The following is a 23,295-nucleotide window of genomic DNA, read 5'->3' as shown; positions in this document are numbered from 1 at the left end:
AGCATGGCCACGAAGATTTTCACCTGGGGCTGTTGACAGCGCGGGGCACTGGCGGCATAATTTCGTTCTTCGCATCGCAGCAGCAATGCAGCGAAACGAAGCCCAGATGGCGGAATTGGTAGACGCACTAGGTTCAGGTCCTAGCGGTGGCAACACTGTGGAGGTTCGAGTCCTCTTCTGGGCACCAATATTCGGAAAGGCTCGCGCAAGCGAGCCTTTCGTCGTTTACGGTCTCGGGCTTCGGATCCCGGGCCGCGGTGAAGGCCTCGCCGATCGAAATCCCTACGGCAAGCTCAGGTCCCCGGCGCGCTCAGCCGGATCGCTTCCATGTCGCGTTCTGCAAGGGGGCGCGGCCAGCCGGTCGCGCCATCGTGCCATGGATTCTGCTCCCGGCCGCCGATCTCCGGCCGCCAATCTCCGGTCGCCAATCTCCGGCCGCGGGCGTCGTCCGAAACGCGGCCATTGCCACCGCGCGGACACGAACATTCCGCGCTAACGCAAGCAGGCGGATTGACCTATGCTCAAGCTCATCGGGCAGGCAGACATAACGTCCCGAAGGTGGTTGCCATGACTATGGTCTTGTCATCATCAAACGAGAAGGAGGAAGCGGGACCTTGCCCCGGCTGGCACCCGTGTGCCGCGCATCCGGGCCCGATCCTGCACCACCTGCAATGCTGCAGCATCCTGGCCGTGCTGATGTGTGCGCTGGCCCATGCGGATGATGCGGTTCCCGAATGGGGGAGCGGCAGCCAGGGCGGCCTCTCCGGCTGGGACCAGCCGCTGCAGGCTCAGGCCGCGGAGGTGCCGGACGCGCTGATGGCCGCGACCGACGTACCGGCCGGTGCGCCCACTTTCTCCAGTGCTCCCGAACCGGTCGCCGTCGAGTATGCGGCGCGAATGCCCGAGCCCTTGCCGATGGCAATGGGTGCGGGGCCGGACTACGATGCACCGGGCCTCGCCGCGGTGGACCGCGATCTCGCCGCCATGGCCGAACGTCCGCGACGCGTGACGCTGCACCTGGACGATGTCACCAGCGCCGGCGGCTTCGTCGACAGCCGCGTGCGCACGATGGCGCTGGCGGTCGATGCAGTGGTGCCGCGCGGCGGCGGCCTGACGATCCAGCCGCGGCTGCAACTGGCCTACCAGCCCGGCATGTCCCCCGTCAGCGGCGAGCAGGCGCAGGGCATGCCCGGCGATTCCAGCGCCACCGGCATCGGCGTACGGCTCTATGGCGCGCAGCCGACGCGGCTGGCCGGCATCTACCCGTTCGTAGAGGCCGACTGGTGGCAGGACAGCCGCAAGCAAAGCATCAACATCAACGGCACCAAGATCGATGCCGACCTGCTGCGCGGGCTGTTCTCTTTCAATATCGGCGCGCACGGCAACACGGCTACCGGCGTGAAGCTGTGGTTCAAAGTGAGGGCGGGGCGCAATCCGGGCGGTACGGTAGGTGCGAGGTACCGCTGGTAGTTTCAGAACAGCGCGACGCGTGAGCGCGCTGGGGTCGGGAACGGGAACGCCTGACCGGCCCGGCGCCGACGTCCGACGCAACGGAGAACGAACCGCGCATCGCTGTCGCCGCCTAACGGCAGCAGCAACGAAGAAGCCCGCCATATCGGCGGGCTTGTTCGTTTGACAAAGCAACTCTCCCTATCAGTTGGGGCGATACGCTTTTAGTTTTCTAATGTCCGCCAAGACATAGTAAAGACGGATGAATGGCCGATTCTTCGTCGGGGGAAACTCCCCAACGAACGCCCCAACAGCAAACGCGGCGCTACCCTGACCGTTCGCAGCCGCCAGAAGCCGGGCTTCATCGCTGATGCTCATTCGTTCTCCTCATTGTGAAGAACGATTTCAATTTGGCAATTGCCGTTCGGCCCCAACTTGACCGACTGCGGCAGCGTGCCTGCCTTCATGCCCGCATATAGAGTCGGCTCACTGATCCGCAGCGGCGCGACGACTACTGTACGACCCGCATGATCTGCGGGGAATTCGATAGACGGCTTCGCATCCCCTGCAGGGACGCAGTTCGTCGTCGGGTACGAACAGGTCATTCCGCTGCTGCACGCCGTGCTGGAGAACACGCTGAAGCGCGTCGACGATCTGGAAGCGGAAGTCAGCTGCGCTGAAGATGAAGGCGGCGCAATGATGAACCCTGCACGGTTTGTCGACGCGTGTGTGTCTTCGATGGAACTGCGCGCGAATGGGCGGGATGACCCGGACAGGCAGGGGAAGACGGAGGGAAACGGGGAGGCGGAGACGCGACCCCGTCGACCGGGCAAGGTGGCCGAAGTCGGTACAGAATCGGTAACAAGAAAAAGGGGGTTAGTAATTACTAACCCCCAAACTCTTACTAATAGGTGGCGCGGCTGGCAGGATTCGAACCCACGACCCCTTGGTTCGTAGCCAAGTACTCTATCCAACTGAGCTACAGCCGCACACGAGAGGCCGAATTGTAGCGGAATTTCGGGATTGCGCAAGAGGTGCCCGAAAAAAACTTTTGCGGCCGCTTACGGCGGCTACGCCGCCACCTCCGACCAGCTTCCGTCCGCTTCGCGTGCCTTGCCTTCCTCCCGCAGCTTGAGCAGGTGCGCCAGCAGCGAGCGTTGCGCGACCGGGTGCATGCGTGGCGGCACGTCGTCATAGACGCGCAGCACCAGCGCTTCGATCGGCGCGGGCCCCAGTTCGCGCAGCGCGGCCGCGACCTTGGCTTCACGCTGCAGCCGGTGGCGGACCAGGAGGCGGATCGCGTCCTGCGGGCGCGCGATCAGGAAGCCGTGCCCGGGGGCGAGCCATTCCAGGTCTTCTTCCTGCAGGGCAGCCAGCGAATCGAGGTAGGCCCGCATGTCTCCGTCAGGCGGTCCGATCACGACCGTCGAGCCCTGCATCACGTGGTCCCCGGTAAACAGCGTCTTCTCTTCCTCGAGCAGGTAGCACAGGTGGTTCGACGCGTGGCCCGGCGTATGGCAGACGCGCAGCGTGCAGCCGTCGCCGATGGCGATGCGCTCGCCGTGCGCGAGTTCGCGCTGCGGCGCGAAGCTCGCATCCTGCCACTGGCCTGCGGGCGCGCCACGGCCCAGCACGGTTGCGCCGGTTGCAGCCTGCAGCGCGGCCGCCGCGGGCGAATGGTCGAGGTGCGTGTGCGTGGCGAAGATCCAGCGGACCGGACCCGGCGCAGCGGCCAGGATGGCGCGCACATGCCCGGCGTCATCGGGGCCGGGATCGATCACGGCCCATTCGTTGCGCGCGCCGCCGCCGACCAGGTAGGTGTTGGTGCCGGGGCCGGTCATCACGCTGCCGTTGTTCGCGGTCACGCGCCAGACGCGCTCGGACAGCTGCACCGGCAAGCCGGGGCACAGCTCGTAACGGCCATGGTGCCGGCCTTCGGGATCGATGCGGCCGATCTCGGCATAGCACGCCTCGTTGGGCATCACCGGGCGCATGCCCGCGGCGCCGGTGGCCAGGCGCGGCATGATGCAGGCGATGCCGCGCAATTGCGCTGCATACGCGAAGCAGGCCTCGGCGTTCTCGAATTGCGCGATCGCCGCCAGCGTGCGGCGCGTGACGTGCATCATCGGCAGGCCGCTGGCGGGATCGGCGGCTTCGGCAGGGCGGATCCAGCGGTGTTCGACGACCTCGTTGCCATCGGCGATCACCTGCTGGCCTTCCGGCGCGATCGCGACGAAGAAGCGCGTATCGAAGCGCTTGGGCAGGCCCGGCGGCGTGAGCCAGTAGCTGTGGTAGGCCAGCCGGTCGGCTGCCAGCCGCAGCCCGAGCTGCTCGCATGCATGCGCCAGGCCGGGTCCGCCGCGCTGCACGGCGGCGCGCAGCAGCGCCTGCTGTCCGGCGTCGAGGGCATCGGGAGGCAGCAGGCGTCCGTCGCTGCCACAGGCGAACAGCAGTCCGGCTTCTTCGAAGCATTCGCGTACCGCCGCAACATAGAAGTCCAGGCCGCCGGCGGGCAGCCCCAGGCGCTCGCTCGCGGCGATGTCGTCGAGGCCGTGGGCATGCGCATGCAGCGCCTTGTCGTGCAGCGCGTCGAGCGTGCCGCCGGGAAACACATAGGCGCCGCTGCTGCGGTCGTTGGCGCGCTCGACGCGGCGGACCAGCAGGACTTCCATGCCGGCGGGCGCGTCGCGCACGACCAGCAGGCTGGCGGCATTGCGCAGCAATGGCGCGGGGGTGGCGGTGGCGGCGGCGGTGGCAGGGCGTGCGCCGCTTGTCTCTGTGGTTGTCATTGTGTCGGCATCGTGGTGTCTTGCGGCGCCGCGCGCTGCGCGCTGCGCGCCGGGAGCCGATAGTTTAGCCGCGTTAGAAGATTCGCAATCGCGGGCAAATCCGGAGGCGCCAGGGATGCCCGGCTTTGGCTTTTCCGCCCGAAGGCATTAATCTGATAGCTCCGCTTCACTTTTTGGGAGGGCGCCAGGGTGCGCGCTTCCGCTGGGAGGAGGTCCGCGTGATCCGAGCTTCAATCCTGTGCCTGCCGCTGGCGTGCCTGCTGGCCGCCTGCGAGACGCCGCCGCAAACCGCGCCGCGCCCGGTCCCGCCCGCCACGACGCGCATCACGGTCGATCCCCAGGCCGTGTCCAGGGCGGCCTCTGCCGCCTGCGAGCCGGCCGTCGCCGAAGCGCTCAAGCGCCGCTATCCGCAGCCGGGCAGCGTCATGCTGATGGCCGATCGCGAGCAGTACTACCAGCGCCCGAACGCGCAGATGTCGGTCAACGGCGAAGGTGTGTTCGAGCCGGACGACAGCTCGTCGGCGATCGGTTTCCACTATGCCTGCCTGTACAACGCGCGCACGGGCAAGGTCGACGATGTGCAGATGCGGTACTGAGCGGTCGGTACCGGGCGCTGGTTCCGGGCTCCTGATCGGGTGATTCCGTCGTGCTGTGGCGGTGCCTTATCATCCACGTTCCGCAGCCGGCCGTCCTCTTCCGTGTGATCGCCCTCGCTCTCGTGCGTGCAAGGAATTGACATGGCGCAGGGGGAGGGACAAGATGCGGTAGCAAACAGATGCGCCTCCGGGACGACATGCCGGCAGTCATAGCCGCGCCTCCCGGACGGTCGCAAGAATTGGGATCGGGGTCATGAAGCCTTCATTTCGTCTTATGGCGAGCGCGGTCACGCTCGCTGTCATGCTGTCCGGCTGCGCCAGCGCGCCGGATTCAGCCGCCATCCAAACCGCCGCCGTCGAGCAGCCGCCGACCGACCAGGCCATGAAGGCCCTGTCGGCCGAGGTCTTTACCTATGCCTATCCGCTGGTGCTGATGGACGTGACGCGCGAGCTGATGACGCTGCGCACGCCGGTCAACACCTTCAGCCACAAGCGCACGTTCCCGGACGCCAGCTTCACCGACGTGGTCAGCCCCAATGCCGATACGCTGCATTCGTCGGCATGGCTGGACCTGTCGCGCGAGCCGGTGATCCTGTCCGTGCCCGACACGCAAGGGCGCTATTACCTGATGCCGCTGATGGATGCGTGGACCAATGTGTTTGCCTCGCCGGGCAAGCGCACCACCGGCACCCGCCGCGGCAATTTCGCCATCACCGGACCCGACTGGCGCGGCACGCTGCCCAAGGGCGTGCAGGAAATCCGTGCGCCGACGTCGACGGTCTGGCTGATCGGCCGTACCCAGGTCAATGGCAAGAAGGATCTCCCGGCCGTGCACCGGCTGCAGGACCAGTACCGGCTGACGCCGCTGTCCGCCTGGGGCGGCGGCCGCCGCGTGCCGGAGCGGCCCGCGCCGCGCGCCGCTGCGGTCGACACGCAGAGTTCGCCGGTGGAGCAGGTCGCGGCGATGGACGCGCAGGCCTTCTTCACGCGCTTTGCCGCGTTGCTGCCGGCCAATCCCCCGGCGCCGGCCGACAGCGCCATGGTGGAGAAACTGCGCCGCATGGGCATCCACCCGGGCGTGCCGTTCAAGACCACGGTGATGGAACCGACCACCGCGCGCGCGGTGCAGGAGGGCGCGACCGCGGCGCTGGCGGCGATCGTGCAGGGCGCGCGCAAGGGCAATGCCGATGCCGGCAACGGCTGGGTCATGCACCGCGATCTCGGCAACTATGGCACCAACTACGCCCGCCGCGCGGTGACCGCGTGGGTGGGGCTGGGCGCCAACCTGCCGGAGGATGCGATCTACGCATCGACACGCACCGATGCCAACGGCACGCCGCTGCAGGGTGGCGCGCGCTATGTGCTGCATTTCGACAAAAGCCAGCTGCCGCCGGCACGGGCGTTCTGGTCGCTGACGCTCTACAACGACCGGCAGGCGTTTGTGCCCAACCCGATCCACCGCTACGCCATCGGCAGCCGCGACCGCCTGCGTTACAACCGCGATGGCTCGCTCGACATCTATATCCAGCACGAACGCCCGACGGGATCCAGGGCCGCCAACTGGCTGCCGGCCCCGCCCGACGGCCTGAACATGATGCTGCGCGCGTACTGGCCGGAGCAGGCGCTGCTCGACGGCAACTGGATGCCGCCGGCGGTGATGCGGGTGAACTAGGTAGCCGACTACGCTTGTTTTCCCGCTTGTTTGCTCCCTCTCCCGCGTGCGGGAGAGGGAGCGCACCATCAGCACGCTGGTGCTGCCGCAGTGCCCACAGCAAGATTCCCCTTTGTTGGCGGATGCTGCGCGCCGTCGCTCAGTGCGCGTGCGTCGCGCACCCGGTGCAAGCGGTGCCGCCCACAGGCGTCGCGGCGGCATGGCCGGCCGGCTTGCCGATCCGCTTCCACGCCATCGTGCCGGTGCTGGACCAGCGCTCGCGCAGCGCGCGCGCCGCGCTGACCATGTTGGCCAGCGCCGCCTCGGTCTCTTCCCAGGCGCGCGTCTTCAGGCCGCAGTCAGGGTTGACCCACAGGCGCTGCGGCGGCACCACCTCGCAGGCACGGTCGAGCAGCCGCTCCATCGCCTGCACCGACGGCACGCGCGGCGAGTGGATGTCGTAGACGCCGGGCCCGATCTCGTTCGGGTAGTCGAAGTCGCCGAAGCCTTCCAGCAGTTCCATCGCCGAGCGCGAGGTTTCGATGGTGATCACGTCGGCGTCCAGCGCCGCGATCGACGGCAGGATGTCGTTGAACTCGGCGTAGCACATATGCGTGTGGATCTGGGTCTGGTCCCTGACGCCGCTGGCCGACAGGCGGAAAGCCGTGACCGCCCAGTCCAGGTAGGCGTCCCAGTCGCCGCGGCGCAGCGGCAGGCCTTCGCGCAGCGCGGGTTCGTCGATCTGGATCACGCGGATGCCGGCCTGTTCCAGGTCGCACACCTCGTCGCGGATGGCCAGTGCTAGCTGGCGCGCGGTGGTGGCGCGCGGCTGGTCGTCGCGCACGAACGACCATTGCAGCATGGTGATCGGACCGGTGAGCATGCCCTTCATCGGCCGCTCGGTCAGCGACTGCGCGTAGCGGGTGGTGTCTACCGTCATCGGCTCCGGCCGGTACACATCGCCATAGATCACCGGCGGCTTGACGCAGCGCGAGCCATAGCTCTGCACCCAGCCGTTCCCGGTAAAGCCATAGCCGCACAGCTGCTCGCCGAAATACTCGACCATGTCGTTGCGCTCGGCCTCGCCGTGGACCAGCACGTCGAGGCCCAGCTCTTCCTGCTTGCGCACGGCCAGCGCGATTTCGGCGCGGATGCGCTCCAGGTACTCCAGCGCGCCGATGTCGCCGCGCCTGAAGGCCGCACGGGTCTGGCGGATGGCCGCGGTCTGCGGAAACGAGCCGATGGTGGTGGTGGGCAGCAGCGGCAGCTGCAGCGCCTCGCGCTGGCGCTCGATGCGCTGCGCGAACGGGCTGGCGCGGCGCGCCATGTCGGCGGTGACGCCGACCAGGCGTTGCTGCACGCGCGGGTTGACCACGCGGCGCGATTGCCGGCGCGAGGCCTGCACGGCGTCGGACGCTGCCAGCTGCGCGGCGACGGTGGCATCGCCTTCATTGAGCGCGCGTGCCAGCACCTGCAGTTCATCAAGCTTCTCGGTGGCGAAGGCCAGCCACGACTTCAGTTCGGCATCGAGGCGCACTTCATGCGCCAGCGACACCGGCACATGCAGCAGCGAGCAGGATGGCGCCAGCCACAGGCGGTCGCCGAGCGCCGCGTGCACGGGGCGCAGCGTGTCGAGCACGCGGCGCAGGTCGGTGCGCCAGATATTGCGGCCGTCGATGACGCCGGCGGACAGCACGGCGTGCGCCGGCAGCGCGGCCTGCCATGCGGCCAGCTGGCCTGGTGCGCGCACCAGGTCGATATGGAAGCCATCGACCGGCAGCGCGGCGGCGCGCGCGGCGTGGTCGGCGGCGGTGTCGAAGTACGTTGCCAGCAGCAGCTTCGGGCCCGCATCGCGCAGGCCGGCGTAGGCGCTGTCGAAGGCGTCGAGCCACGCGGGCTCCAGGTCCAGGCACAGCGCGGGCTCGTCGACCTGCACCCACTCGATGCCGCGCGCCTTCAGCTGGCCGAGGATGCGGCGGTAGGCCTGCACCAGCTGCGGCAGCAGCGAGAGGCGGTCGAAGCCGGCCGCGTGGCTCTTGGACAGCCACAGGTAGGTGACCGGGCCCACCAGCACCGGGCGGGCGCGCAAGCCCTGCGCCAGCGCTTCGTCGGCTTCCTCGAAGAACCAGGCCGGGCCGCCGTCGAAGGTGGTGTCGGCATCCAGCTCGGGGACCAGGTAGTGGTAGTTGGTGTCGAACCACTTGGTCATTTCCATCGCCGGCTGCTCGCGGTTGCCGCGCGCCAGCTCGAAATACTGCGCCAGCGTCAGCTGCGCCGGGTCGAAGCCGAAGCGGCGCGGCAGGGCGCCCAGCAGCGCGGTCAGGCTGAGCATCTGGTCGTACCAGGCGAAGTCGCCGGTGGCGACGGTGTCCAGGCCGGCCCCGGCCTGCAGTTGCCAGTGCCGGCGGCGCAGCTGCGCGGCCACATCGCGCAGCGCGGCTTCGCTGCTTTCACCGCGCCAGAAGGCCTCCTGCGCGAATTTCAGTTCGCGGCGTGCGCCGATGCGGGGAAAGCCGAGGATATGGGTGCGTGCCATGGGGAACTTGCTCCGGAAGATGATGACTGGCGCACAGTGTCGGTTTCCCCATAAAATGAATCAAGCGACAAGTTTTAAACAACATATGAATTTATTTCATGCGACGGCGGGGCCGGCCCGCGCCCTGGACTGCGCATGATCGAGGTCCGTCATTTCCGCTCGCTGGTTGCCATTGCCGAATCCGGCAAGCTCGCCACCGCGGCCGAGCGCGTGCATGTCAGCCAGTCGGCGCTGTCACACCAGATCAAGGCGATCGAGGCCCACTACGGGCTGCCGCTGTTCGACCGGACCCGGCAGGGGCTGCGCTTCACGCCGGCGGGCGAACGCCTGCTGGCACTGGCGCGCGAGGTGCTGGCCGCGGTCAGCGCGGCCGACCGCGATATCGAACGGCTCAAGGGCGATACCCGCGGCGAACTGCGCGTGGTGCTGGAGTGCCATACCTGCTTCGACTGGCTGATGCCGGTGATGGATGAATTCCGCCGCCGCTGGCCCGAGGTGGAGGTGGACCTGGTGGCCGGCTTCCATGCGGACCCGATCTCGCTGCTCAGCGAAGGCCGCGCCGACATGGTGATCGGCTCGCAGCCGGCGGTGCGGCGCGGGCTCGACGTCGCGCCGCTGTTCCGCTTCGAGATCCTGGCGGTCATCGCCAACGAGCACCGGCTGCGCAACAAGCGCCGCATCGAAGCTGCCGACCTCGCCGGCGAGACGCTGATCACCTATCCGGTGCCGGAGCAGCGCATCGACCTGATCCGCGAGGTGCTGGAACCCGCCGGCATCCGGCTGCAGCGGCGCACCGCGGAACTGACGGTGGCGGTGCTGCAACTGGTGGCGAGCCGGCGCGGCGTGGCGGCATTGCCCAACTGGGGCGTGAAGAACTATGTCGACCACGACTACGTGCTGGCCAAGCGGATCGGCGCCAGGGGGCTGTGGAGCGAGCTCTACGCGACGGTGCCGGCGCCGCTGGCGCGCCGGCCTTATGTGGCCGACTTTGTCGCGATCGTGCGGGATACATGCGCGGCGCAGCTCGACGGCATCGAACTGCTGCCGGCATAACGCTGACGGCTAGGCCGTCAGCGCCAACCCTGCGTCACTGCGGACCTGCGGGGCAACGGTGCGCGGCGCGGGAGCTGGCTCGCTCGGCGCCTCGCTGTCCGGATCGTCGACATCCGCGCCCAGCACGGCCATGTCGATGCCACTTTCCAGCCGGCGCAGGAACAGCCACAGCAGGCTGGCATCGGCCGCGGTCAGGGTTGCATGGAGCACTGGCTGACTGGCCGGTTCGAAAGAGGCCGAGTCGAAGCGCAACTGCTCAGGCGCCAGTCCGGTACGGCGGGCGCTGGCAAACACCCACTCCATCGCGCCGAACGCGTCGGTGCCGTCGAGTTGCAGGGAAAGGCGCAGGGTGGGAAGGCGGGTCGCGGGCATGTGGTGTTTCCGGCAGGTCTTCTGATGTGGTTAATTTACCAGCCGGAGCGCAAAATGAGCTTCTTTGTATTCTCCGGTATTAGAGAGATTGGAAAAGAAACATCTGCATATGGCAAGATGTATAGATATTTCTTCCCTATTTTACGAAGGACATGGCGCAATCTCCCAAGCTCGATGACACCGACCGCCGCATCCTGCGCGAACTCCGCCGTGACGGCAGGCTGTCCAATGCGAAACTGGCCGAACAGGTCGGCCTCTCCGCCACACCCTGCTGGAACCGGGTGCGCGCACTCGAGGAAAGCGGGGTCATCGAAGGCTACGCCGCGCTGCTGAACCAGAAGGCGCTGGGATTGCCGGATACAGTGCTGATCGAGGTCACGCTGGAGCGCCACGACGACGACATGCTCTACCGCTTCGGCCAGGCGCTTGCCGAACTGCCGGAGGTGATGGAGGCCTACCTGCTGACCGGCGACTACGACTACCTGATCAAGGTCGCCGTGGCCGGCACGCAAGGCTATGAGGAGTTCCTGCGGCACAAGCTGTACAAGCTGCCCGGGCTGCGCCACAGCCGCTCGACCTTCGTGCTGCGCACGCTGAAGCGCGAGCCCTCCGTCGAACCCTGAGCCGCCAGCCGGTGCAGCCAGATTGTTATGCTGCATGAATCACTTATGTGCCGGTGTGTGTGGAGGCTGTATAGGGCCCGCAACGGTGTATTCCATGTCCGAATCAAGCGCGAACGCGCAATACCGCTCATAATGTCGCCGGTGCCGGGCCGCCCCGCACCCATTGAAAAGAATTCCGGTATGAACGACACAGAAATTGAGCTGATCGATTCGGCACGCCTGCCGACCCGATTTGGTGACTTTACGGCACACGCCTTCAAGGGCGCTCACTCAGGCATCGAGCATCTGGCCCTCAGCGTGGGCGAGGTGACTGGCGACGACGTGCTGATCCGCATGCATTCCGAATGCCTGACCGGAGACGTCTTCGGTTCCTGCCGCTGCGACTGCGGCCCGCAACTGGAACTGGCCATGGAAAAGATCGCGGCCGAAGGCCGCGGCATCCTGCTGTACCTGCGCGGCCACGAAGGCCGGGGCATCGGCCTGGCGGAGAAGATCCGCGCCTACCGCCTGCAGGACGGGGGGCTCGATACCGTCGACGCCAACCTGGCGCTGGGCCAGGCGATCGACGCGCGCAACTACGCCTTTGCGGCCGACCTGCTGCACCAGTGGGGCGTCACCTCGGTGCGGCTGATGAGCAATAACCCGCTCAAGGCCGCCGCGCTGGAAAAGGCCGGCATCAGGGTCAACGAGCAACTGCGGCACATCGTGCCGTCCAACGCCGAGAACGAGAAATACCTGGCGACCAAGCGCACGCGCATGGGACACCTGCTCGACTGACAGCGGCTGGCTGAAAAGGGCATTGGCCTGGTAACCGCCGCAATGCCCCTGGCCAGGAGGGCTGCGCCGTCCCCCAGCATTCTGTCTTCCTAGCTTTCCGGAATTTCCTGGTCGATACCCGCGCGCGGCACCACTTCCGCCGCGATGCGCTCGCCCAGGTCCCGCTGCGCCACCTTGAGGTCGTAGGTCACCTGCATATTCATCCACGAACGCGCATCGCCACCAAAATAGCGCGTCAGGCGCAGCGCGGTGTCGGGCGTGATGCCGCGCTGCTCGCGCACGATCTCGCTGATGCGGGCCGGCGTCACGCGCAGTGCCAGCGCCAGGGCGTTGGCGCTCATGTTCAGCGGCACCAGGTATTCCTCGCGCAGGATTTCGCCCGGATGGATGGGGCGCATGCCGTTTTCAAAGCGTGCCATGTTGCTGTCCTCAGTGATAGTCGATGATCTCGACAGCCGCGGGGCCGTCATGGGTCCAGATGAAGCAGATCCTCCACTGGCCGTTGATGCGGATGCTGTAGCGTCCCTTGCGATCGCCGCCGAGTTTTTCCAGGCGGTTTCCCGGCGGAAAGCGCAACGCGCCCAGGGTGGCGGCGTCGTCAAGCATCTCGAGCTTGCGCTGGGCAATGAACTCAATGCTCGCGAAGCGGGCAACGTAACGGCCGTCGAACAACGCAGCGGTGTCAAAGCATCTGAACGATTGGATCATATCGTATATCGATAATCGATAAATGGCAAATCAGCGAAAGTGGAAGGCGCGGATGCCATCCATGAAACCGCCGCCGCCATAGCGCCGCACCGTCACGACTCTGAAAGCGAGCGGCGCAAACGATACGAATCCTTTTCCAAACTGTTACACTGTATGGATGTACAGTACATGGACCACCCGTCCCGGACCTGTCCAAGCCCTGTGCTATGGTGGTTTGCTTCAGGCGCGCCTGATCCATCGCCACCACGCGTCCACGCCTGTCCCTCCCTTAACGCATTGATCCGAAAGAAAAAATCGTGTCGAGCAAGCAGCTGATTCGCATTCGCGGCGCCCGCCAGCACAACCTCAAGGATGTCGACCTCGACCTGCGCCCCGGCGAAATGACCGTGGTCACCGGGCCGTCCGGCTCGGGCAAGTCCAGCCTGGTGTTCGACACGCTTTATGCAGAGGGCCAGCGCCGCTACGTCGAGACCTTCAGCGCCTACGCGCGCCAGTTCCTGGACCGGATGGACCGCCCGCAAGTGGAGCGCGTCGACGGCGTGCCGCCGGCGATCGCCATCGACCAGACCAACCCGGTGCGCAGCTCGCGCTCGACGGTCGGCACCATGACGGAGCTGAACGACCACCTGAAGCTGCTGTACGCGCGCGCGGCGGAGCTGTTCGACAAGCAGACCGCGCACCCGGTGCGCCACGACTCGCCGGAGACGATCTACGCCGAGCTGCTGGCGCGCACGGCGCAAGGGCAGCCGCACCACGATGCGCGGCTGGTGGTGACGTTCCCGGTGGAGCTGCCGGAGTCGGCGACCGAGGAAGAGGTCCAGCAATGGCTTTCCGTCAGCGGCTACACGCGCGTGCAGGCGCAGCGCGTGGTGCAGTCGCCCACCGGCGCGCGCAAGCTGCTCGACGTAGTGGCCGACCGCTTCCGCATCGGCAATGCCGAGAAGGTGCGCGTGGTGGAGGCGATCGAGGCCTCGCTCAAGCGCGGCGGCGGACGCGTCAACATCTATGTGCTGGCCGATGGAGCCGATGGAGCCGATGGCGACGGCGGCCCCGTGTGGCGCTTCTCCACCGGCCTGCACAGCCCGGACAGCGACCTGCGCTATGCCGACCCGCAACCCGCGCTGTTCTCGTTCAACTCCGCCTACGGCGCCTGCGAAACCTGCCGGGGCTTCGGCCGCGTGATCGGGGTCGACCTGGGGCTGGTCATTCCCGATGCGCGCAAGTCGCTGCGCGAAGGCGCGATCAAGCCGATGCAGACCCCGGCCTGGAAGGAATGCCAGGACGACCTGATGCGCTACGCCGGCAAGGCCGGCATCCCGCGCGACACGCCCTGGGCCGACATGACCGAGGCCGAGCGCCACTGGGTCGTCCATGGCTCGCCGGACTGGAACGGCCAGTGGAACAAGCAGTGGTACGGCGTGATGCGGTTCTTCAGCTACCTGGAGTCGAAGGCGTACAAGATGCACATCCGGGTGCTGCTGTCCAAGTACCGCAGCTACACCCCGTGCGAAACCTGCGGCGGCGCGCGCCTGAAGACCGAGTCGCTGCTGTGGCGCCTGGGCTCGAAGGACAATGCCGACGCCGTGCTGGCGCCTGAACGCCGCTTCCTGCCGCGCGGCGTGGACTGGGACCGCACGCAGCTCGAAGCGCTGCCGGGCCTGACCGTGCACGACCTGATGCTGCTGCCGATCGAGCGCATCCGCCGCTTCTTCGACGAACTGACGCTGCCCAGCGCGATGCTCGACGACGCGCTCAAGCTGCTGCTGGCCGAGGTGCGCACGCGGCTGAAATACCTGTGCGACGTCGGCCTGGGCTACCTGACGCTGGACCGCCAGAGCCGCACGCTGTCCGGCGGCGAAGTGCAGCGCATCAACCTGACCACCGCGCTCGGCACCTCGCTGGTCAACACGCTGTTCGTGCTGGACGAGCCCAGCATCGGCCTGCATCCGCGCGACCTGAACCGCATCGTCGAGGCCATGCACCGGCTGCGCGACGCGGGCAATACGCTGGTGGTGGTCGAGCACGATCCCTCGGTGATGCTTGCCGCGGACCGCCTGATCGACATGGGCCCCGGGCCGGGCGAGCGCGGCGGCAACATCATCTTCGACGGCACGCCGTCGGATATCCGCAATGCCGACACGCTGACCGGTGCCTATCTCGGCGGGCGCCGCCGCGTGGCCGATGCCTCGCACTGGCAACGCCGTCCCGTCGACGACGCACTGCCGCGCATCGTGCTGGAAGGCGCGACCGAGCACAACCTGCAGGACGTCACCGTCGAGATCCCGCTGCAGCGGCTGGTGTGCGTGACCGGCGTGTCCGGCTCGGGCAAGTCCACGCTGCTGCAGGACGTGCTGCATCCGGCGATGGCGCGGCATTTCGGCAAGGCGACCGAATCGCCGGGCGCCTACCGCAAGCTGAGCGGCGCGGACCTGGTCGATGACGTGGTCTTCGTCGACCAGTCGCCGATCGGCAAGACCGCGCGCTCCAACCCGGCCAGCTACGTCGGCGCGTTCGACGAGATCCGCAAGCTCTTCGCCAAGGCGCCGATGGCGCTGCAGCGCAGCTATACCGCGGGCACCTTCAGCTTCAACTCCGGCGACGGGCGCTGCCCGACCTGCGGCGGCTCGGGCTTCGAGCATGTCGAGATGCAGTTCCTCAGCGACGTCTACCTGCGCTGCCCGGATTGCGACGGCACCCGCTATCGCGCCGAAGTGCTGGAGGTGAAGATCGAGCGCGCCATCGCCGGGCAGCCGCCGCGCGCGCTCAGCATCGCCGACGTGCTGGAGCTGACCGTCAGCGAAGCGGCGGCCTATTTTGCCGCCGACGCCGCGGTGCTGCGCGTGCTGCAGCCCATTGTCGATGTCGGCCTCGAATACATGAAGCTGGGCCAGCCCGTGCCGACGCTGTCGGGCGGCGAGGCGCAGCGCCTGAAGCTGGCCGGCTTCCTCGCCGAAGCCGCGCAGGCCACGCCGTCGCGCACGCGCGGCAACACGCTGCCGCGCCGGCTGTTCATGTTCGACGAGCCGACCACGGGTTTGCACTTCGACGATATCGCCAAGCTGATGCTGGCCTTCGGCAAGCTGCTCGACAGCGGCCATTCGCTGATCGTGATCGAGCACAACCTCGACGTGATCCGCGCCGCCGACTGGCTGGTCGACCTGGGTCCCGAAGGCGGCGATGCCGGCGGCCGCGTGGTCTGCACCGGCACGCCCGAAGACGTGAAGGGCTGCGCCGCATCGCATACCGGCCAGGCGCTGATCCACTATGATGCCGCGCTCGGCGAAGCCGGCACGCTTGCCGCCGAACGTGCCACCGGTGCCGAATCTGAAGGCGTGCCGCTGCAGGCGGTTTTGCAGGCCCGCCGTGCGCGCCGAGAGATCGAGGGCGAAGACGTGGTGCGCATCGTCAACGCGCACGAGCACAACCTGAAGTCGCTCAACGTCGATATCCCGCACGGCAAGTTCAACGTGGTCACCGGCGTGTCCGGCTCGGGCAAGTCGACGCTGGCGTTCGACATCCTGTTCCACGAAGGCCAGCGCCGCTACCTGGAATCGCTCAACGCGTACGCGCGCTCGATCGTGCAGCCGGCGGGGCGGCCCGAGGTCGATGCGGTCTACGGCATCCCGCCCACCGTCGCGATCGAGCAGCGCCTGTCGCGCGGCGGCCGCAAGAGCACGGTGGCGACCACGTCGGAAGTCTGGCACTTCCTGCGCCTGCTGTACGTCAAGCTGGGCATCCAGCACTGCGTGCATGACGGCGCGCCGGTGACGTCGCAGAGCCCGGAATCGATCGCCGCGCAGTTGCTGCGCGACCATCGCGGCCAGCACGTCGGTTTCCTCGCGCCGCTGGTGGTCAACCGCAAGGGCGTCTATACCGACCTGGCGAAATGGGCCAAGGCGCGCGGCAATACGCATCTGCGCGTCGACGGCGAGTTCCTGCCGGTGGATCCGTGGCCGCGCCTGGACCGCTTCCGCGAGCACACCATCGAGCTGCCGGTCGGCGACCTGGTCATCACGCCGGAGCACGAGCCGCAACTGCGCGCGCTGCTGGCGCAGGCGCTGGAGGCGGGCAAGGGCGTGATGCACCTGCTGGCGCCGCTCGACGGGCTGGACCACGCCATGACCAACGGCGGCACCGCGCACGTGGGCGAGGTCAAGGTGTTCTCGACCAAGCGCGCCTGCCCCGAATGCGGCACCAGCTATCCCGAGCTGGATCCGCGCATGTTCTCGTACAACAGCAAGCACGGCTGGTGCGGCAGCTGCGTCGGCACCGGCCTGGCGCTGACGCGCGAGCAGCGCGCGGCGTACGACGATACCGTGCTGGCCGACGACAACCGCGGCCGCGAGCAAAGCCTGCCGTCGGAGGAGCTGGAACCCGAAGGCGTGGGCGATGCGCCGTGCCCCGACTGCCATGGCACGCGCCTGAACCCGGTGGCGCGCGCGGTCACATTCGATACGCAGGCCATCGTCGACGTGGCGCAATGGACCGTGTCCGATACCCGCCGCTGGGTCGACGGCCTGCGCCTGGCCGGCCGCGACGCCGAGATCGCGCGCGACGTGATCAGCGAGATCGGCAGCCGGCTGCAGTTCCTGGAAGAAGTGGGGCTGGGCTACCTGAGCCTGGACCGCGCCGCGCCCAGCCTGTCCGGCGGCGAGGCGCAGCGCATCCGGCTGGCGGCGCAGCTCGGCAGCAACCTGCAGGGCGTGTGCTACGTGCTGGACGAGCCCACCATCGGCCTGCATCCGCGCGACAACCAGATCCTGCTCGATGCGTTGCGCAAGCTGGGCGACAAGGGCAATACGCTGGTCGTGGTGGAGCATGACGAAGACACGATCCGCCGTGCCGACCACATCATCGATATCGGCCCGGGCGCCGGCAAGCGCGGCGGCACGCTGGTGGCGCAGGGCGGGGTGGCGGACCTTGCCGCGGCGCCGGCTTCCACCACCGGCCAGTTCCTGGCACAGCCGATCATCCATCCGCTGCAGGCGCGCCGTCCGGTGCAGCCGGGCGCGGCCGGCAAGCCAGCCGATCCGGCCGCATGGCTGACCGTGCACGGCGCTTCGCTGCACAACCTGCGCAGCGTGACCGCGCGCATCCCGCTGTCGCGGCTGGTGGCGATCACCGGCGTGTCGGGCTCGGGCAAGTCGACGCTGGCGCGCGACGTGCTGATGACCAATCTGCTCGACGCGGTGGGCCGTTCGGTGCTGTCGTCGCCGGCCACGCGGCGCGCGCGCAATGCGGCCAAGGATGAGGCGAAGGGCGGCAAGGCAACGGCGAAGAAGCCGCTCAAGGTCGACCACGACTGGTATGGCTGCGACGCCATCACCGGCTGGGAATCGATCGACCGCGTGCTCGAAGTCGACCAGACCCCGATCGGCAAGACCCCTCGTTCATGCCCGGCGACGTACATCGGCGTATGGGACACGATCCGACGGCTGTTCGCCGATACGCTCGAGGCGCGTGCGCGCGGCTATACCGCGTCGCGCTTCTCGTTCAACACCGGCGATGGCCGCTGTCCCGCGTGCGAAGGGCAGGGCGTGCGCACCATCGGCATGAGCTTCCTGCCGGACGTGAAAGTGCCATGCGATGTCTGTCACGGACAGCGCTTCAATCCCGAGACGCTCGCCGTCACCTGGCGCGGCAAGAACATCGGCGACGTGCTGACCATGGAGATCGACGAAGCGGTGGAATTCTTTGCATCGATGTCCAATATTGCGCACCCGCTGCAGCTGATGAAGGACGTCGGGCTGGGCTACCTGACACTGGGCCAGCCGTCGCCGACGCTGTCCGGCGGCGAGGCGCAGCGCATCAAGCTGGTCACCGAACTGAGCAAGGTGCGCGACGACATCACACGCCGCGGCCAGAAGGCGCCGCATACGCTGTATGTGCTGGACGAGCCGACCGTCGGCCTGCACATGGCCGACGTGGCGCGCCTGATCCGCGTGCTGCATCGCCTCACCGACGGCGGCCACAGCGTGGTGGTGATCGAGCATGACCTCGACGTGATCGCCGAGGCCGACTGGATCATCGACCTGGGGCCGGAAGGCGGCGCGGGCGGCGGCACCATCATCGGCGCAGCCGATCCGGAGTCGCTGGCGCGGATCCCGGCCAGCCATACCGGCGCGGCGCTGGTGCCGGTGCTGGCGCGCGGCAAAAGCGGGACGCAGCAGGCCGGCGTGCGGGACAAGGTCAGCATGGCCTGAGCCGCTTGCCGCAAGCGAGGGGACGTAGCCGGGGCCACACGCCACAGGCACGCCTTTCGCTTGTTCATGGTTACTGGCGCGCACATCGCGCCCTGAACGGAGGTAACCATGAAGCATATCCGACCCAGCCGACTCCTCGCCGCTGTCGCGCTTGCCGCTGCGATTCCCGCCATGGCCCAGATGACGCCTGGCACGCCGGGCGGCACCTACGATCCTTATTCGCAGGGCGCGCGCAGCACCGACAAGTTCGACCCATATACGCAGGGCGCCAACACTTCCACGCGCCAGGACCTCGCGCCGGCGCCCGAGGCCCAGCCTTCTACCGTGCCGGCGCAGCCCGGCATGGCCAGCCCGTCCGTGCAGCGCACGGCTGACCCGTATATGGAGGGGACACGCTGGGTCAGTCCGGAGCTGGGCCGCCGCCTTGGCCCGCGCAGCGAGTTCCTGGACGGTGCCTGATTCTGAACGCCTGACAGGGAAATTTGCGCAACGGCCGCTAGCCACGTGTGCGGCGTCATGCCGCCGCGCGGGCAACGGCCTTGCCAGCCCTTCCAGCCATCGTGGCGCGGCAAAATGCGAATGCAACCGGACTTACCGCCTCTTGTAAATCCTGCGCAAGTGTGCGGACCTGCGAGCGCGCAAGCGGCCAATGACCAGTGCAGCGTGCCGGATGCCAGCCAGGCCCTGCACTGCGGCCCCATGCGGTCCGCCGGGCTCGCGCGGATGACGGTGGTCAGCTACAACATCCATCGCGCGGTCGGTACCGACCGCCGTTACCGGCCCGACCGGATCGCGACGGTGCTGGAAGAACTCCGCGCCGATATCGTCGCGCTGCAGGAAGTGGAATCGGGCAGCAGCAACGATCACACGCTCGAATACCTGGCCGGGCACACCGGCATGCACGTGGTGTCGGGCTTTACCCGCGTGCGCGGCAATGCGGATTATGGCAATGCCCTGCTGACGCGCTTCGCGCCGCAGGCGGTCAGCCAGATCGACCTCACGGTGAAGGGCTGCGAGGCGCGCGGCGCGATCGACGTCACGCTTGCCTGCATGGCAGCGGGGCACGCCAGCGCGCTGCGCGTGATTGCCACGCACCTGGGGCTGCGTCCCGGCGAACGGCGCCACCAGGTGCAGCAACTGCTGAACTACGTGGCCGCGGCCCCGCCTTTGCCCACCATCCTGGTGGGCGATGTCAACGAATGGTTCTTGTGGGGACGTCCGCTGCGCTGGCTGCACGCGTACTTCGAGCAGACCCCGCACACGGCGACGTTTCCCTCGCGGCTGCCGATCTTCGCGCTGGACCGGATCTGGGTCTCGCCGCGCGCGCACCTGGTCTCGGTGGCCAGCCACCGCTCGCCGCTGGCGCGGGTCGCCTCCGACCACCTGCCGCTGCTGGCCTGCTTCGAGGTGCCGTTGGCGGAAGTGCCTTCGGCTGCCGATGGCCCCGAGATCCGGACCGAAGCCTAGGCAAACATTAGGGCCAACATAGGACCAACATAGGGCCAACATAGGAGCACGACGATGAGACAGAGCGACGACAACTACCTGCGCAGGCGCGCCGACAGGCTGTACGGCAGCAACGACCAGGGCTACAGCGGCATCCCGGCCCAGTCGCGCAACCGGCGCCAGCGCGGGCTCAGCGGTGGCCGCTATGGCAACACCGCCGAGCGCCTGCCGCGCGACCAGACCCAGGACGTGACGCCAGGCGACGAGGAGTGGTATGGGATGTACATCGAGGAATGGCGCTGGCCGGCCGAGCGTCCCCCTTACGCCGCCAGTGGGCGTGACGATGCGCGCTACGAGGAGGAATGGTCGCGGCGCAGGCCAGCGGGCGCGGGCCGCAGCGCCTACGAGCGTCATCAGCGAGATGGAGACTATGGCGGCTATGGCGAGCCTGAGCGCTATGGCTACCGGCGCTGGCAAGACGAGCGCTATGAACGCGAGGCATTCGGCTATGACGACTTTGCCGACGAGTGGGACACCCCCTCGCAGCGCCGTCCCGCCGGCCCGCGCAACTACCGGCGCGACGACGACCGCATCCACGATGAGGTCTGCAACCGGCTGGCGCGCGATGACGAACTCGATGTCAGCGACGTCGAGGTGCGCGTGCAGGAGGGCGTGGTGACACTGGAAGGCAAGGTCAACGACCGCCACACCAAGTACGATATCGAGGACATTGCGGAGCGCGTGTTCGGGGTGCACGACGTGATCAACCACATCCGCGTGCAGCGCTACGGGTTGCTGGCTTCCGAATGAGGGGCAGGAGAATGGCGAGAGCGGCGGCGCAGGTTCACTGCGCCGCCGCTCTTTTCCCGCTCTTTTCCCGCTCTTTTCCCGCTCTTTTCCCGCTCTTTTCCCGCTCTTTCCCGCTCTTTCCCTTGCCTTGGCGTCAGTCCTTGCCCGTCCGCGGCGGATGGGGCGGGTGCTCGTCGCGATCGTCGGTACGGTCGGCCTTGTCGACCGGCACCTCGGCCGGCAGCCCTTCGGCCGCGCGCACCACCTCGTCGGCAATCTCTTCTTCGGGGGTTTCGTCTTCCGGCGGCATGTGCGCGTCTTCGTCGCGCTGCTCGATCTCGCTCTCGATGTCGCCGGTCTCTTGCTCGAGATCCGGATCCAGCGTGCTGGGGATACTACCGGCCTGTGCCCGCGCGGCGCCCGTCGCGGTCTTGTCGCGCGGCCGGCGGCCGCCGGCGGAAGCTTGTGCGCCGTCGCGCCGCGTGCCAACGATGCTGCGGCCGACACGGTCCCCGTGGCGCGCGCCGGTACGTACGGTCTTGCTCATGGTCTCTCCTGTGCGGTGCGGTATGGCATCGTGGCAGCGGTCAGGTGTTTTCCACCGGCGGTTCGCTTTCCTCCGGATTGCCGCCGCGGCGCTTGACCGAGGGCGGCTCGCCGTTCTCGTCGGGAATGTCGTGCTCGCGCTCGACATCGTGGCGGCGGTCGCGTCCCGGCTTGCCACGCTCATGTTCGGTGTCAGGCCCGCCCTTGTGCGGATCCGGCCGGGGCTCGCTGCGGCGCCGGGTGGTGTCATGGTCGGGTTGGCGATGGGTGCTCATGGTGTCTCCAGGGCAAAGGGTCATGCCAGATCGGCATCCTTAATCCGTACCGGCACGGAGTTCGTCGGATACCGCGGTCACGCCGCGCACCGAGCGTGCCAGCTCCATGGCCGTGGCGCGCTGCTTGTCGTCCCGCACCGAGCCTTCCAGCTTGACCACCCCGTCCATGGTCGACACGCGGATCCTGGCCGGATCCAGCGTGCCGGCGCTTGCCAGGCGCGCACGGACTTCGGAGGTGATGGCGCGGTCGCTGGCGATTTCGGTGTCGCGCGGCGCGGCGGTGCGGCCGGTCGAGGAGGGCGCCGCGGGGGCATCGGTGGGCGCCGCGGGCACGGCCGGCGCAACTGCCATGGCCAGTACCGCCAGCGGCAGCGCCAGGCGGCGAATGCGGGAGCGAGTACGTAGTTTCATGGCGATCCTCCTGTACGGCGCACCGTACTGCGTGAGCGGCGGGCGGCGCAACGTTGCCCGCACCTGCTCCAGACCTGCAAGCTCCGTTCCCGCCGGGCGGAAAAGCCGGTTGTGCGCCTTGCGCCGCAGGTTGGCAGATCATGCGGTGATGAGTCGCGGTCCGCGCGCGCCGTACTTTTTACAGTAGCTGCAGAAAGTGCATGCGTGCCGCGGCCAGCGTGAATGGTGGCGTCGGGGCCGCCGGCAGCGGTGCGCACCGCGGCAGGTGGCGCGCGGCTTGCGTAGCGTCGTGTGCTTGCGTGCCGTCCTGTCTATAGTGAAAGCAATGCTGGCCAGAACTGGCGTACGGCATGTGCCGCCGAGCACAACCCGCCACGCCGGCCCCCACGCCGCGGCGGCTCCGTTGGCCGCGTGCCGACGGGCCTATCAGCGCAGCCCCCGGGGGAGCGGCACATCCTGTTGCGAGGATAGAAATGAATTTCGCCAGCATCCTGTCCACCGTCATCCTGGCCTCGTCCGTGTCGGTTTCGTCGGCGCCGGTCGAACGCCAGCTGCTCGCGATCACCCCCCTGGATTTCGCCCAGCGCTTCAATACGGTCGCGCAGGACACGGGCTCGGGGTTGACGCTGCCCAGTTTCAAGATCAAGCCCGGCTGGCACCGTGCCGCGCCGAGTTCCGGCGTCTCGGTCCTGGTGCGTGCCAGCCGTTCCGGCTATGCGCTCGATGAAGTGGTGGTGGTCTGCCGCGAAGTCGAGCGCTGCTTCCTGACCATCTGCACGGCTGCGCTTGCGATCGACGACAGCGTCAACCCGCTGCTGCTGCAGCGCTTTATCGTGGCGCGCATCGCCACCGAACTGGGCGAAGTGGGGCTGGTCATGTCCGGGCTTGCCTATATCGTGGTGACGCCGAAGGAAGACGACTACGTCGCCGTCGTGATCCGGCCCTACCTGCCGCAGGAGCGCAGTGCCTCACCCACCCAGGCGCAGCGCGAGCCGCCCGCCGGGGCCCGGCCATTCCATCATGGCGAGGCGGTCCCGCACGACCCCCACGGGCTGCATGGTCCGAATGGAG

20 protein-coding genes, 2 tRNA genes and 1 pseudogene are annotated in these 23,295 nt (G+C 67.8%); 12 read left to right on the top strand and 11 right to left on the bottom strand.

What is annotated here, in order from left to right:
* Positions 1–100 precede the first annotated feature (100 nt).
* Together JTE92_RS07880 and JTE92_RS07875 are read left to right on the top strand one after the other, a co-directional pair.
* Positions 101–187 (top strand) — tRNA-Leu (locus JTE92_RS07880).
* A 380-nt stretch (positions 188–567) separates the two neighbouring features.
* Positions 568–1,470 carry a hypothetical protein gene (locus tag JTE92_RS07875; protein ID WP_063240613.1) on the top strand — a complete coding sequence of 301 codons (903 nt, stop codon included), beginning with the start codon at positions 568–570 and terminating at the stop codon, positions 1,468–1,470.
* 183 nt (positions 1,471–1,653) lie between these two features.
* Here JTE92_RS07875 and JTE92_RS07870 read toward each other — a convergent pair whose 3' ends face one another.
* From JTE92_RS07870 to JTE92_RS07855, 4 genes are all read right to left on the bottom strand, one after another.
* Positions 1,654–1,827, bottom strand: a complete 174-nt coding sequence (locus JTE92_RS07870) for a hypothetical protein (protein ID WP_157096934.1) — start codon at positions 1,825–1,827, stop codon at positions 1,654–1,656.
* A complete protein-coding gene (locus JTE92_RS07865; protein ID WP_157096933.1) occupies positions 1,824–2,054 on the bottom strand; it encodes a helix-turn-helix transcriptional regulator in 231 nt (76 codons plus the stop codon). Before JTE92_RS07865 ends, JTE92_RS07870 begins: the two co-directional genes overlap by 4 nt.
* A gap of 307 nt (positions 2,055–2,361) precedes the next feature.
* Positions 2,362–2,438, bottom strand: a tRNA-Arg gene (locus JTE92_RS07860).
* 81 nt (positions 2,439–2,519) lie between these two features.
* On the bottom strand, positions 2,520–4,238 hold the full coding sequence (locus JTE92_RS07855; protein WP_063240612.1) for an MBL fold metallo-hydrolase: 1,719 nt from the start codon (positions 4,236–4,238) through the stop codon (positions 2,520–2,522).
* A gap of 218 nt (positions 4,239–4,456) precedes the next feature.
* On the opposite strand from JTE92_RS07855, the gene JTE92_RS07850 reads away from it, so the two are divergent.
* Positions 4,457–4,834, top strand: a complete 378-nt coding sequence (locus JTE92_RS07850) for a hypothetical protein (RefSeq protein WP_063240611.1) — start codon at positions 4,457–4,459, stop codon at positions 4,832–4,834.
* Positions 4,835–5,087: 253 nt separating this feature from the next.
* Complete coding sequence (locus JTE92_RS07845; protein ID WP_063240610.1) at positions 5,088–6,506, top strand: DUF1254 domain-containing protein; 1,419 nt, start codon at positions 5,088–5,090, stop codon at positions 6,504–6,506.
* Between the two features lie 139 nt (positions 6,507–6,645).
* Here JTE92_RS07845 and metE read toward each other — a convergent pair whose 3' ends face one another.
* Positions 6,646–9,021, bottom strand: coding sequence for a 5-methyltetrahydropteroyltriglutamate--homocysteine S-methyltransferase (gene metE, locus JTE92_RS07840; protein ID WP_063240609.1), 2,376 nt, complete (start codon positions 9,019–9,021; stop codon positions 6,646–6,648).
* Positions 9,022–9,156: 135 nt separating this feature from the next.
* Between metE and JTE92_RS07835 the strand changes: the two genes are divergently transcribed.
* Positions 9,157–10,074: a LysR family transcriptional regulator gene (locus JTE92_RS07835; protein WP_063240608.1), complete on the top strand. Its 918-nt coding sequence runs from the start codon at positions 9,157–9,159 to the stop codon at positions 10,072–10,074.
* 9 nt (positions 10,075–10,083) lie between these two features.
* Here the strand turns inward: JTE92_RS07835 and JTE92_RS07830 are convergent, their stop codons facing one another.
* On the bottom strand, positions 10,084–10,446 hold the full coding sequence (locus tag JTE92_RS07830; protein WP_063240607.1) for a hypothetical protein: 363 nt from the start codon (positions 10,444–10,446) through the stop codon (positions 10,084–10,086).
* Positions 10,447–10,598: 152 nt separating this feature from the next.
* Between JTE92_RS07830 and JTE92_RS07825 the strand changes: the two genes are divergently transcribed.
* Entirely contained in the window at positions 10,599–11,069 is a 471-nt protein-coding gene (locus JTE92_RS07825; protein ID WP_063240606.1) for an Lrp/AsnC family transcriptional regulator, read from the top strand.
* A gap of 180 nt (positions 11,070–11,249) precedes the next feature.
* A complete protein-coding gene (gene ribA, locus JTE92_RS07820) occupies positions 11,250–11,846 on the top strand; it encodes a GTP cyclohydrolase II (protein WP_063240605.1) in 597 nt (198 codons plus the stop codon).
* A gap of 89 nt (positions 11,847–11,935) precedes the next feature.
* On the opposite strand, the gene JTE92_RS07815 is transcribed toward ribA, so the two are convergent.
* Together JTE92_RS07815 and JTE92_RS07810 are read right to left on the bottom strand one after the other, a co-directional pair.
* Positions 11,936–12,265 carry a HigA family addiction module antitoxin gene (locus tag JTE92_RS07815; RefSeq protein ID WP_063240604.1) on the bottom strand — a complete coding sequence of 110 codons (330 nt, stop codon included), beginning with the start codon at positions 12,263–12,265 and terminating at the stop codon, positions 11,936–11,938.
* A 10-nt stretch (positions 12,266–12,275) separates the two neighbouring features.
* The gene (locus tag JTE92_RS07810; protein ID WP_063240603.1) at positions 12,276–12,554 is read right to left on the bottom strand and encodes a type II toxin-antitoxin system RelE/ParE family toxin; all 279 of its coding nucleotides are present in this window, start codon (positions 12,552–12,554) and stop codon (positions 12,276–12,278) included.
* Between the two features lie 296 nt (positions 12,555–12,850).
* Between JTE92_RS07810 and uvrA the strand changes: the two genes are divergently transcribed.
* The 4 genes from uvrA to JTE92_RS07790 all read left to right on the top strand — a co-directional run bounded on the left by uvrA (position 12,851) and on the right by JTE92_RS07790 (position 21,013).
* On the top strand, positions 12,851–18,757 hold the full coding sequence (gene uvrA / locus JTE92_RS07805; RefSeq protein ID WP_116386924.1) for an excinuclease ABC subunit UvrA: 5,907 nt from the start codon (positions 12,851–12,853) through the stop codon (positions 18,755–18,757).
* Between the two features lie 108 nt (positions 18,758–18,865).
* Complete coding sequence (locus JTE92_RS07800; RefSeq protein ID WP_063240601.1) at positions 18,866–19,216, top strand: hypothetical protein; 351 nt, start codon at positions 18,866–18,868, stop codon at positions 19,214–19,216.
* Between the two features lie 114 nt (positions 19,217–19,330).
* Positions 19,331–20,224 carry an endonuclease/exonuclease/phosphatase family protein gene (locus tag JTE92_RS07795; RefSeq protein WP_063240600.1) on the top strand — a complete coding sequence of 298 codons (894 nt, stop codon included), beginning with the start codon at positions 19,331–19,333 and terminating at the stop codon, positions 20,222–20,224.
* Between the two features lie 54 nt (positions 20,225–20,278).
* Complete coding sequence (locus tag JTE92_RS07790) at positions 20,279–21,013, top strand: BON domain-containing protein (RefSeq protein WP_063240599.1); 735 nt, start codon at positions 20,279–20,281, stop codon at positions 21,011–21,013.
* Positions 21,014–21,146: 133 nt separating this feature from the next.
* Here JTE92_RS07790 and JTE92_RS07785 read toward each other — a convergent pair whose 3' ends face one another.
* The 3 genes from JTE92_RS07785 to JTE92_RS07775 are packed head-to-tail and all read right to left on the bottom strand — an operon-like array spanning position 21,147 to position 22,224.
* Positions 21,147–21,539, bottom strand: coding sequence for a hypothetical protein (locus JTE92_RS07785; protein WP_063240598.1), 393 nt, complete (start codon positions 21,537–21,539; stop codon positions 21,147–21,149).
* A gap of 40 nt (positions 21,540–21,579) precedes the next feature.
* Positions 21,580–21,813: a hypothetical protein gene (locus tag JTE92_RS07780; RefSeq protein ID WP_063240597.1), complete on the bottom strand. Its 234-nt coding sequence runs from the start codon at positions 21,811–21,813 to the stop codon at positions 21,580–21,582.
* A gap of 39 nt (positions 21,814–21,852) precedes the next feature.
* Positions 21,853–22,224: a BON domain-containing protein gene (locus JTE92_RS07775; protein ID WP_063240596.1), complete on the bottom strand. Its 372-nt coding sequence runs from the start codon at positions 22,222–22,224 to the stop codon at positions 21,853–21,855.
* A 473-nt stretch (positions 22,225–22,697) separates the two neighbouring features.
* Between JTE92_RS07775 and JTE92_RS07770 the strand changes: the two are divergent.
* Positions 22,698–23,225, top strand: a pseudogene (locus tag JTE92_RS07770) (malto-oligosyltrehalose synthase); the annotation flags it as partial.
* Between the last annotated feature and the right edge of the window lie 70 nt (positions 23,226–23,295).

The organism is Cupriavidus oxalaticus (assembly GCF_016894385.1).
Taxonomy (GTDB): domain Bacteria; phylum Pseudomonadota; class Gammaproteobacteria; order Burkholderiales; family Burkholderiaceae; genus Cupriavidus; species Cupriavidus oxalaticus.
This window is presented reverse-complemented; position numbering and strand designations above follow the sequence as displayed.

Excerpts from the sequence above, each read along its gene's own strand:
- JTE92_RS07800 (WP_063240601.1), top strand. The coding sequence starts at position 18,866 with ATGAAGCATATCCGACCCAGCCGACTCCTCGCCGCTGTCGCGCTTGCC.
- JTE92_RS07825 (WP_063240606.1), top strand. The coding sequence starts at position 10,599 with ATGGCGCAATCTCCCAAGCTCGATGACACCGACCGCCGCATCCTGCGC.
- ribA (WP_063240605.1), top strand. The coding sequence starts at position 11,250 with ATGAACGACACAGAAATTGAGCTGATCGATTCGGCACGCCTGCCGACC.
- JTE92_RS07830 (WP_063240607.1), bottom strand. The coding sequence starts at position 10,446 with ATGCCCGCGACCCGCCTTCCCACCCTGCGCCTTTCCCTGCAACTCGAC.
- JTE92_RS07865 (WP_157096933.1), bottom strand. The coding sequence starts at position 2,054 with ATGACCTGTTCGTACCCGACGACGAACTGCGTCCCTGCAGGGGATGCG.
- JTE92_RS07810 (WP_063240603.1), bottom strand. The coding sequence starts at position 12,554 with ATGATCCAATCGTTCAGATGCTTTGACACCGCTGCGTTGTTCGACGGC.
- JTE92_RS07845 (WP_063240610.1), top strand. The coding sequence starts at position 5,088 with ATGAAGCCTTCATTTCGTCTTATGGCGAGCGCGGTCACGCTCGCTGTC.
- JTE92_RS07870 (WP_157096934.1), bottom strand. The coding sequence starts at position 1,827 with ATGAGCATCAGCGATGAAGCCCGGCTTCTGGCGGCTGCGAACGGTCAG.
- JTE92_RS07780 (WP_063240597.1), bottom strand. The coding sequence starts at position 21,813 with ATGAGCACCCATCGCCAACCCGACCATGACACCACCCGGCGCCGCAGC.
- JTE92_RS07835 (WP_063240608.1), top strand. The coding sequence starts at position 9,157 with ATGATCGAGGTCCGTCATTTCCGCTCGCTGGTTGCCATTGCCGAATCC.
- JTE92_RS07775 (WP_063240596.1), bottom strand. The coding sequence starts at position 22,224 with ATGAAACTACGTACTCGCTCCCGCATTCGCCGCCTGGCGCTGCCGCTG.
- metE (WP_063240609.1), bottom strand. The coding sequence starts at position 9,021 with ATGGCACGCACCCATATCCTCGGCTTTCCCCGCATCGGCGCACGCCGC.
- JTE92_RS07795 (WP_063240600.1), top strand. The coding sequence starts at position 19,331 with ATGCGAATGCAACCGGACTTACCGCCTCTTGTAAATCCTGCGCAAGTG.
- JTE92_RS07855 (WP_063240612.1), bottom strand. The coding sequence starts at position 4,238 with ATGACAACCACAGAGACAAGCGGCGCACGCCCTGCCACCGCCGCCGCC.
- JTE92_RS07815 (WP_063240604.1), bottom strand. The coding sequence starts at position 12,265 with ATGGCACGCTTTGAAAACGGCATGCGCCCCATCCATCCGGGCGAAATC.
- JTE92_RS07790 (WP_063240599.1), top strand. The coding sequence starts at position 20,279 with ATGAGACAGAGCGACGACAACTACCTGCGCAGGCGCGCCGACAGGCTG.
- JTE92_RS07875 (WP_063240613.1), top strand. The coding sequence starts at position 568 with ATGACTATGGTCTTGTCATCATCAAACGAGAAGGAGGAAGCGGGACCT.
- JTE92_RS07785 (WP_063240598.1), bottom strand. The coding sequence starts at position 21,539 with ATGAGCAAGACCGTACGTACCGGCGCGCGCCACGGGGACCGTGTCGGC.